Origin of the sequence: Sphingomonas sp. (genome assembly GCF_031361285.1) — a bacterium.
In the GTDB taxonomy this organism is placed as follows: domain Bacteria; phylum Pseudomonadota; class Alphaproteobacteria; order Sphingomonadales; family Sphingomonadaceae; genus Sphingomicrobium.
Genome location: NZ_JANMCO010000087.1, coordinates 1 through 8,625 on the forward strand (window position 1 = coordinate 1; position 8,625 = coordinate 8,625).

Here is an 8,625-nt window from a genome sequence, read left to right on the forward strand (position 1 = left end):
TGATCAGGCCGGGCATAACCATCAGATCGGTGATCCCGCGAACGCCCTGCTGCAGCACCTCGTCGGCCATTTCGAACGCTTCCTTGAAGGTCGTGTCGGAATTGGCGAGGCGGAACAGATTCTGGTTGGGAATGACGATCAGCGTATCGACGTGCTGCTGGAGCTCGTCGATGCCGGCGTCGGCCGCACGGCCGCGGCGCGTGCCCTCGAATGCGAACGGCTTGGTGACCACGCCGACGGTCAGGATACCCTTGTCGCGCGCAATCTTGGCGATGACCGGTGCGGCGCCGGTGCCGGTGCCGCCGCCCATGCCAGCGGCGATGAAGCACATGTGGGTGCCTTCCAATGCGCGCTCGATTTCCTCGAGCGACTCTTCGGCGGCGGCGCGGCCGATCTCAGGCCGCGATCCGGCGCCCAGCCCCTGGGTAATTTTCAGGCCCAGCTGGATGCGGCGGTCTGCGGTCGAGGCATTGAGCGACTGCGCGTCGGTGTTGGCGACGATGAAGTCGACCCCCTGGACGTCGGCGCCGATCATGTTGGCGACCGCGTTGCCGCCGGCCCCGCCGACCCCAATGACGCAAATCCGCGGGCGAAGTTCGTCGACTTCCGGCCGGACGAAATCGATGCTCATGACCATACCCCCCTCAAGCAGCCAAGGTGCTGAACCCTCACGGTGAATCAATGCACTAGTCCGATTCGCGGACCAAGCGAAAATGTTAACGTGGCCAAGAAATTTGGGGAAAACCGTGACCCGAAAGACTCACATGGCGTCAAATCGGATCAGTTTGGCGTGAAATCGACCGGCGCGATGCGGGGAACGCCCACCGCCCACCAGATTGCGCCGAACGCGGCGACCGCGGCGGTGAGGATGAATGCGCTGCCATAGCCCGCCCGATCGACAATGATTCCGGTGATGATCGGACCGAATATGCCCGACAGATTGCCGAACGCGTTCTGGACCCCGACCCAGGTCCCCGCCGCGCGCGGGCCGGAGAAAATCTGCGCGATGGCGTAGAGATTGAGCGACAAGGAGGCGGTCGCCGCGCCCGCCAGCGACAGCAGGATCGCGAATTCGACCGCGCTGTCGGCATAAGCGAGCCCGAGGATAGCGACGGCGGCAAACGCCTGGCTGGCGACCATCATCCACCGCCGGCACAAAGCTTCGGATCGGCCCGAGCGCGTCCACCAATCCGAGAACTTGCCATAGGTCAAAGCGCAGACCGCCTGCACCGCATAACCGAGCGTCGCCAGCAAGGTCATTTGCGTGATCGTGAACCCACGCGACTGGACCAGATAAAGCGGCAGCCAGGCAAGTAGGAAATAGAAGCAATAATTGCCCGCGCAGTGGCCGATCGACATCGCCCATAAAGGCCATTTGCCAAGCACCGTGCGGATCGCAACGCGCGGCCCCTCGTCGCCGTGACCGACCGTCGCCAGGGTCCGGACGATCCGCCGCCATGGCCACAACCAGATCAGCGTAGCGAGACCGAACAGGATGAACATCGGCCGCCAGCCCTGCGAGGCGACGATCAGCCCGCCGGTCAGCGTGCCGACCGCGGGGCCAAGCGCGATGCCGGCGGCGACCGCGGCATTGGCGATGCCGCGGCTGTCCGCCGGGACGTGCCGGGCGATGATTTTTGACGTCCCCGGAAAGGCAATGCTCTCGCCAACGCCAAGCATGATGCGCAACACCAGCAACGATGCGAAACCGCCGATGAAGCCCATCATCAGGGTGCTGCCCGCCCACAAAATGATCCCGCCGGCCATCATCCGGTAGACCGAAAAGCGGTCGCACAACCAGCCGACCAGCAGCTGGACCGGCGCGTAGACCCAAAAGAAGGCCGATACGGCAATGCCGAAGGTCGTCGCCGACATCCCGAGCTCGGTCTTCATCAGCGGCGCCGCGACCGCGATCGCGCCGCGGTCGACGTAGTTGAGGAACACCGCCGCGCCGAGCAGGAGGATCAGCCCCCGGTTCGCCACTTGTGTTACCGCTCTGCTCGCCATCCCTGTCCCCCCGGACCTTGGTTAAAACCCGCCGCGCATCGCGCTGATCAGCCGGCCGACCATGCCGGTAGCGGGTTTGCGGTCGGTCAATTTGCCGATGGTAATATCGCGGATATCGCTGCTGCCCGACCCGGCGAGATAGGCCAAGCCGACCAGGGTCGAGAACGCCGGCCCGCTGTGCGCGTCGGGCAAGCCGGTAATGGTGCGCGGGCGGCCGACCCGCACCGCGCGGCCGAGCACGCCTTGCATATAATCGGCGATATTCTTCAATTCGGCCCCGCCGCCGGTCAGCACCACCTGCCGGCCGACCGGCCCGGTAAAGCCCAATGCCTTGAGCGCGGCGTCGATCTGGGCGGTCAATTCCTCGACCCGCTGGCGAATGACCATCATCAACTGGGCGCGGGTGATGCGGGTTAGCTCGGCGCCCTCCTCGGCCCCGACCTGGGTCGCCTCGATCATCTCATGATTGTCGCGCGGGCTGGTCATCGCCGAGCCGTAGAAGCATTTCAATCGCTCGGCATCGCGGCGCTGGACGCCGAAGGCGCAGGCGATGTCGTCGGTGATATCCTTGGCGCCTAAGGGGATCGAGCGGAGCCCGACCAGCATGCCCCCGGCATGGAGCGAGACGTTGGTGACTTCGGCCCCCAGTTCGACCAAAGCGACGCCCAGTTCGCGCTCCTCCTCGGTCAGGCAGGCAATCGCCGCCGCAACCGGCGAGGCACCGATCGCTTTCACGCCAAGATGCGCCGAACGGATCACATAATCGATGTTCCTCAACGGCGCCGGGTCGGCCGCGACAACGTGGATATCGACCCCCAGCCGGTCGGCGTGCAGGCCGATCGGGTGCTTGACGCCTTCGACGCCGTCGATGGTGTAGAGCGCCGGCTGGGCATGGAGCACCACCTGGCCACCGCGATCGAGCGCATCGCGCCCGCCGGACAGCAATTCGTCGATGTCGGCCTGCTCGACCTGGTGGCCACCCAGCTCGACCTCGACATTGGCGACGTCGCTGACCAGCCCGCCGGCGCCATAGCTCGCCCACACTTCGTCGATCGTTACGTTGGACATGCGCTCGGCCAGTTCGACCGCTTCGCGCACCGCGAATTCGCTCGCCGCCATGTCGGAGATGTAGCCGCGCTTGACCCCGCGGCTTTCGCGCTGGCCGGTGCCGAGGACGCGCAGGCGGCCGTCGTCGTCGGCGGTGACGATCAGCGCGCTGACCTTCGACGAGCCGATGTCGAGCGCGGCGATGACTTTGCTGTCGGCGGGCGACGACATGCGGCCGCTTACCCTTCCGCCGGCGCGGCGATAATCGCTTCGCCAGGCGCGCGCGGCAGGCGGACGATCATCTTGCCGGGAATGCGCAGGTCGAACCGGACCAGCCCGCGCCCGAGCAGCCCGGCCGAGCGATCGACCTTGGCGAACCTCGCCAGCGCTTTGCGCGATGCATCCTCGCCTTCGGGCAGCGCGACCGTCTCGCCGGTCTGGAACGCCAGGTCCCAGCGCCGCTGGCCGATCCAGGTCGCCGAGGCCAATTGCGGTTTCAACGTCGGCACCTCGGACATCAGGCGGTTGAGCAGATTGGCCTGCCCATTGGCGCCGGGACCGATAAGCAATGGCAAATCGGGCATCTGATCGACCGGCACCCGGTCGAGCACCACGCCGTCGGCGTCGATCAGGGCGAGACGTTGCTTGTCCTGCCACAACGCCGCGGGCCGCCGTTCGACGACATCGATGACCAACGTATCGGGCAGCCGCCTCGACACCCGCGCGTCCTTGACCCAGCCGAACTGCAGCAGCCGATCGCGGATCCGGGCGACGTCGACCAAAGGTTGCGCGGGCCGCCCGCTGCCGGACTCGTCGGACGCGCGGCGCAGTTCATCGACGATCACGCCATCGACCAATTTGCGGTTCATCCGATTGAGGCCGACGATCTGGTAGCCGGTGACGGTGAACCCGGCCCGGTCGATCGCCGCGCCGGCGGAGACCGCGGCCTTGGACGGAATATCGAGCGCGACCAACACGACGACGCCGATCACCAGCAGGAAGGTAATGAATGCCAGGCCGGCAATGCGGTTGGCGCGGCGATGGCTGGCCGCGGTTCGTTTCGATACGCGCGACGCGGGTTTCTGTTTGGGGCGCGCCGGTGCGCCACGGCGAACATGGGAGGCGCTCATATTAGAGCTTCCGCGATCAGCCGTTCGACCAGCTCGCCGTAACTGATGCCGCGAAATTTGGCTTGCTCGGGGACCAGGCTCAACGGCGTCATGCCCGGCTGGGTGTTGATTTCGAGCAGATAGATACCGGCCTCGCCCGCCTCGTCATCCCAGCGGAAATCCGACCGCGACGCGCCCTTGCAGCCGAGCAACCGATGCGCCGTCGCCGCCATGTCCATCATCGCCGTGGCAATGCTCTCAGGCACGTCGGCCGGGCAGACATGGACCGTCCGGCCATCGGTATATTTATGCTCATAATCGTAAAAGCCGTTGTCGATCTTGAGCTCGGTCACCGCCAGCGGTTCGCCGTTCAGCACCGCGACGGTCAGCTCGCGTCCGCGGATGAACGGCTCGGCCAGCAATTGGTCGAAATCGTTCCACGGGCCGGGCACGTCGCGCCCGATCGGATCGCCATAATTGCCATCGGCGGTAACGATTGCGACCCCGACTGATGAGCCCTCGTTGACCGGCTTCACCACATAGGGCCGTGGCAAGGGATCCTCGCTGTACAAAGTCTGGCTCTCGACCACCTTACCGGCCGGCATACGCACCCCGTGCGGGACCAGCACCAGCTTGGTCAGCTCCTTGTCGATGGCGATCGCCGACGTCGTCAGCCCGCTGTGGGTGTAGGGGATCTGCATCAGGTCGAGCAGGCCCTGGACGGTGCCGTCTTCGCCCGGCGTGCCATGCAGCGCGTTGAACACGACGTCGGGCTTGAGCGAGGCAAGGCGCGCGCCAACATCATGCTCCATGTCGAGCTCGGTGATATTCGACCAGCCGCGTGACCGCAGCGCTTCCGCCACGCCGTGTCCGCTGGTCAGCGACACCGCGCGTTCGGACGACCAGCCACCCATCAGCACGACGACGTGGATGTCCTTATTCATTCCACTCCGATCCGCTGGATTTCCCATTCGAGGGCGATGTTGGTCTTGGACCGCACGCGGCGCCGGACTGCCTCGCCCAGCGCCTCGATATCGGCGCTGGTCGCGCTACCGAGGTTGAGCAGGAAATTGCAATGCTTTTCGGACACTTGAGCGCCGCCCAGGATCATTCCGCGGCAGCCGGCGGCGTCGATCAGCGCCCACGCCTTGTGGCCCGGCGGGTTCTTGAAAGTCGAACCGCCGGTGCGGCTGCGGATCGGCTGCGTCTCCTCGCGCGCCGCGGCGACGCGGTCCATCTCGGCGCCGATCTTGGCCGGGTCGCCCGGATGGCCACGGAAGGACGCGCCGACGACCACCGCCCCTTCCGGCAATTCGCTGTGGCGATAGCTGTAGGCAAATTGCTTGAACGGCCATTCCTCGACGGCGCCGGACCGCAGCACCAGCGTCGCCGCGATCAATATATCTTTCACCTCGCGGCCGTAGGCGCCGCCGTTCATGCGCACGAAACCACCGACCGTGCCGGGGATGCCGCGCAGGAATTCCAAGCCCCCGATGCCGGCGTCGCGTGCGGTCGAGGAGACCAATATGCCGCTTGCCCCGCCGCCACATTGGAGGCTCGTATCGTCGAGCGGCGCGATCTTGGCGAACGTCTTGCCGAGCCGCACGACGACGCCCGGCACGCCGCCGTCGCGCACGATCATGTTCGATCCCAGACCGAGCGCCATCACCGGCACTTCGGGGTCGAGGCCGGCCAAGAATTCCGCCAGGTCGTCGGTGTCGGCGGGCTCGAACAGCCATTGCGCGCTGCCGCCGCTCTTGAACCACACCAATGGCGCCAACGGCGCGTCGGCGGTCAGCTTGCCTCGGACTTTTGGCAGCGTCTCGACGTCGCTCATTTCGACGCCCGCGCTTTGGCGATGCCGTCGGCCAGCCCGGCGGCCCATTTAGTGATGTCCCCCGCCCCCATGCAGACGATCACATCGCCGTCGGCGGCGATATCGCGCAGCGATTCCGCCAGATCCTTCGGATCGGCGACGGCCTTGACCATGCGGTGCCCATGCGCCCGCAGCCCTTCGGCCAGTGCGGCCGAATCGACGCCTTCGATCGGCTCCTCGCCGGCGGCATAGACCGGGGCGACCATGACGATGTCGGCGTCGTTAAAGGCGTTCTGGAAGTCGTCCATCAGGCTGTGCAGCCGGGTATAACGGTGCGGCTGGACGACGGCGATGACGCGACCCACGGCATCGTCGCTGTTTTCGGTGGCCTGGGCGCTTTCGCGCGCCGCCGACAGCACCGCGCGGATTTCGACCGGGTGGTGGGCGTAATCGTCGATCACCACCGCCCCGCCGACCTCACCAACGCGGGTGAAGCGGCGCTTGACGCCCTCGAACTTGTCGAAGCCTATGACGATGCTGGCGTCGTCGATGCCGAGCTCGATCGCGACGGCGATGGCGGCGAGTGCATTCTGGACATTGTGGCGCCCCGGCATCGGCAGGCCGATGCGCTCGATCGTCCGGCGCGATCCGTCGCGTTGCAGGACAATCGCATCGAACCGCGTCCCGCCGCGCTCGGCGACGACATTGTCGGCGCGCAAATCGGCCAGCGCCGAGAAGCCATAGGTCACGACCCGCCGGTCGCGGATGCGGCTCAGCAAATTTTGCACTTCGGGATGATCGACGCACATCACGGCGAGCCCGTAGAACGGGACATTCTCGACGAATTCGACGAACGCATCCTTGATCGCCTCGAAGCTGCCGTAATGCTCGAGATGTTCGGGATCGACGTTGGTGACGACCGCGATCGTCCCGTCCAGACGCAGGAAGCTGCCGTCGCTTTCGTCGGCTTCGACCACCATCCAGTCGCTTTTGCCGAGCCGCGCGTTCGACCCGTAGAGATTGATGATGCCGCCGTTGATCACCGTCGGGTCGAGCCCGCCGGCGTCAAGCAAGGCCGCGATCATCGACGTTGTCGTTGTCTTGCCGTGGGTGCCGGCAACCGCGACCGTCTTTTGCATCCGCATCAGCTCGGCCAGCATCTCGGCCCGCCGCACGCGCGGCAGGCGCCGCTCGGCCGCTGCATCGATTTCCGGATTGCCGTCGCGGATCGCGGTCGAGCAAACGACCACCGCGGCGTCGCCGAGATTATCGGCGCTGTGGCCGATCATCACTTTTATGCCGGCTTTGCGGAGGCCCTCGACGACATAGCCTTCGGCGACGTCCGAGCCCTGCACCTGATAGCCCAATTGATGCATCACTTCGGCGATGCCGGACATGCCGATACCGCCGATGCCGACGAAGTGGATGGTGCCGACGTCGGTGCCAAATGCTTTCATGCCGGAACGCCTCCAGCGAACGCGGCGCGGCTGCGCGGGGTCAGGACGGACCCGACCATCAGCGGCGCCAGACCGTTGCCGATCCGCTCGGCCAGGTCGGCGAGATCGCGCGCGGCGTGCGGGCGACCGACCGAGAGCGACCGCGCGGCGGCATTGGCCAGCGCCTGCGGGTCAGCGGCCATGGCTTCGATCTGGCGCGCCAGCACCTCGGGCGTGAAATGCGTTTGCGGAATGGTCCGCGCTCCGCCCGCCTTGGTCATCTCGCGGGCGTTGACGGTCTGGTGATCGTCGGTCGCCGACGGGAACGGGATCAGGATCGCCGGACGGCCGGCGGCGGTCAGCTCGGCGATGGTCGAGGCCCCCGCCCGCCCAATCACCAGATGCGCTTCGGCAAGCTTGTCGGGCATGTCTTCAATATAGGTCATCAACTCGGCGGGGATGCCCAGTTCGGTGTAGCGCTTGCGGACCCGGTCGATGTCGTCGGCGCGGCATTGCTCGATGACTTGCAGGCGGCGGCGCAGCGACGGGGTCAGCAGCCCCAGCCCTTCGGGCACCACCTGGCCGAGCACGGTTGCGCCCTGGCTGCCGCCGGTGATCAAAATCTTCAGCGGTGCGACCTCGTCGAACGGCGGGAACGGCATTTCGCCAAGCCTGGCGACCGCTTCGCGCACGGGATTGCCGACCGTCACCGTCTTGGCCTTGTAGCGCGGCTTTAAGCGTTCGACCCGGTCATAAGCGGTGGCAATGGCCGCCGCTTCGCCGGCGAGGAAGCGGTTGACCCGGCCGAGCACTGCATTCTGCTCGTGGAGCAAACTCGGGATGCCCATCGCCGACGCGGCGAGCAAGGACGGAAACGCCGGATAGCCGCCGAAGCCGACGACCGCATTGGGCGTGTGGTTGCGATAGAGACCCTTGGCCTCGCTGCGCCCGGCGACCACCGATCGCAGCGCTTTCAGCCAGCCCAGCGGGCCGCCGCCCAGTCGGCCGGCGGGCAAGATATGCACCGGGACATTGCCGAACAGTCCCGGAAAGCGCGCGCCGCGCTCGTCGGTGATCAGCATCACGCCATGACCGCGGGACTTGAGCTCGACGGCGAGGGCGTGGGCCGGAACCATATGTCCGCCGGTGCCCCCGGCAGCGAGAACGAAATTCATCCCGGAAGGCAATCCCCGCTCCATTTGACGACGTA

Annotated in this window: 8 protein-coding genes; all 8 read right to left on the reverse strand. The window is 66.3% G+C overall.

Going from position 1 to position 8,625, the window contains the following annotated elements; all coding sequences use genetic code 11:
- On the reverse strand, window positions 1-631 hold a 631-nt coding region (locus tag RMO25_RS08590; RefSeq protein WP_309662190.1), incomplete at its 3' end, for a cell division protein FtsZ.
- A gap of 149 nt (window positions 632-780) precedes the next feature.
- On the reverse strand, window positions 781-2,007 hold the full coding sequence (locus RMO25_RS08595; RefSeq protein WP_309662191.1) for an MFS transporter: 1,227 nt from the start codon (window positions 2,005-2,007) through the stop codon (window positions 781-783).
- Between the two features lie 21 nt (window positions 2,008-2,028).
- Complete coding sequence (gene ftsA / locus RMO25_RS08600) at window positions 2,029-3,285, reverse strand: cell division protein FtsA (RefSeq protein ID WP_309662192.1); 1,257 nt, start codon at window positions 3,283-3,285, stop codon at window positions 2,029-2,031.
- A gap of 8 nt (window positions 3,286-3,293) precedes the next feature.
- Entirely contained in the window at window positions 3,294-4,184 is an 891-nt protein-coding gene (locus RMO25_RS08605; RefSeq protein WP_309662193.1) for a cell division protein FtsQ/DivIB, read from the reverse strand.
- On the reverse strand, window positions 4,181-5,107 hold the full coding sequence (locus RMO25_RS08610; protein WP_309662194.1) for a D-alanine--D-alanine ligase: 927 nt from the start codon (window positions 5,105-5,107) through the stop codon (window positions 4,181-4,183). The genes RMO25_RS08605 and RMO25_RS08610 overlap by 4 nt, the downstream gene beginning before the upstream one ends.
- Window positions 5,104-6,000, reverse strand: coding sequence for a UDP-N-acetylmuramate dehydrogenase (gene murB, locus RMO25_RS08615; protein ID WP_309662195.1), 897 nt, complete (start codon window positions 5,998-6,000; stop codon window positions 5,104-5,106). The genes RMO25_RS08610 and murB overlap by 4 nt, the downstream gene beginning before the upstream one ends.
- Window positions 5,997-7,436 (reverse strand): UDP-N-acetylmuramate--L-alanine ligase, encoded by a 1,440-nt coding sequence (gene murC / locus RMO25_RS08620; protein WP_309662196.1) that lies wholly within the window; start codon window positions 7,434-7,436, stop codon window positions 5,997-5,999. Before murC ends, murB begins: the two co-directional genes overlap by 4 nt.
- Entirely contained in the window at window positions 7,433-8,602 is a 1,170-nt protein-coding gene (gene murG, locus RMO25_RS08625; RefSeq protein ID WP_405051860.1) for an undecaprenyldiphospho-muramoylpentapeptide beta-N-acetylglucosaminyltransferase, read from the reverse strand. Before murG ends, murC begins: the two co-directional genes overlap by 4 nt.
- Window positions 8,603-8,625 lie beyond the last annotated feature (23 nt).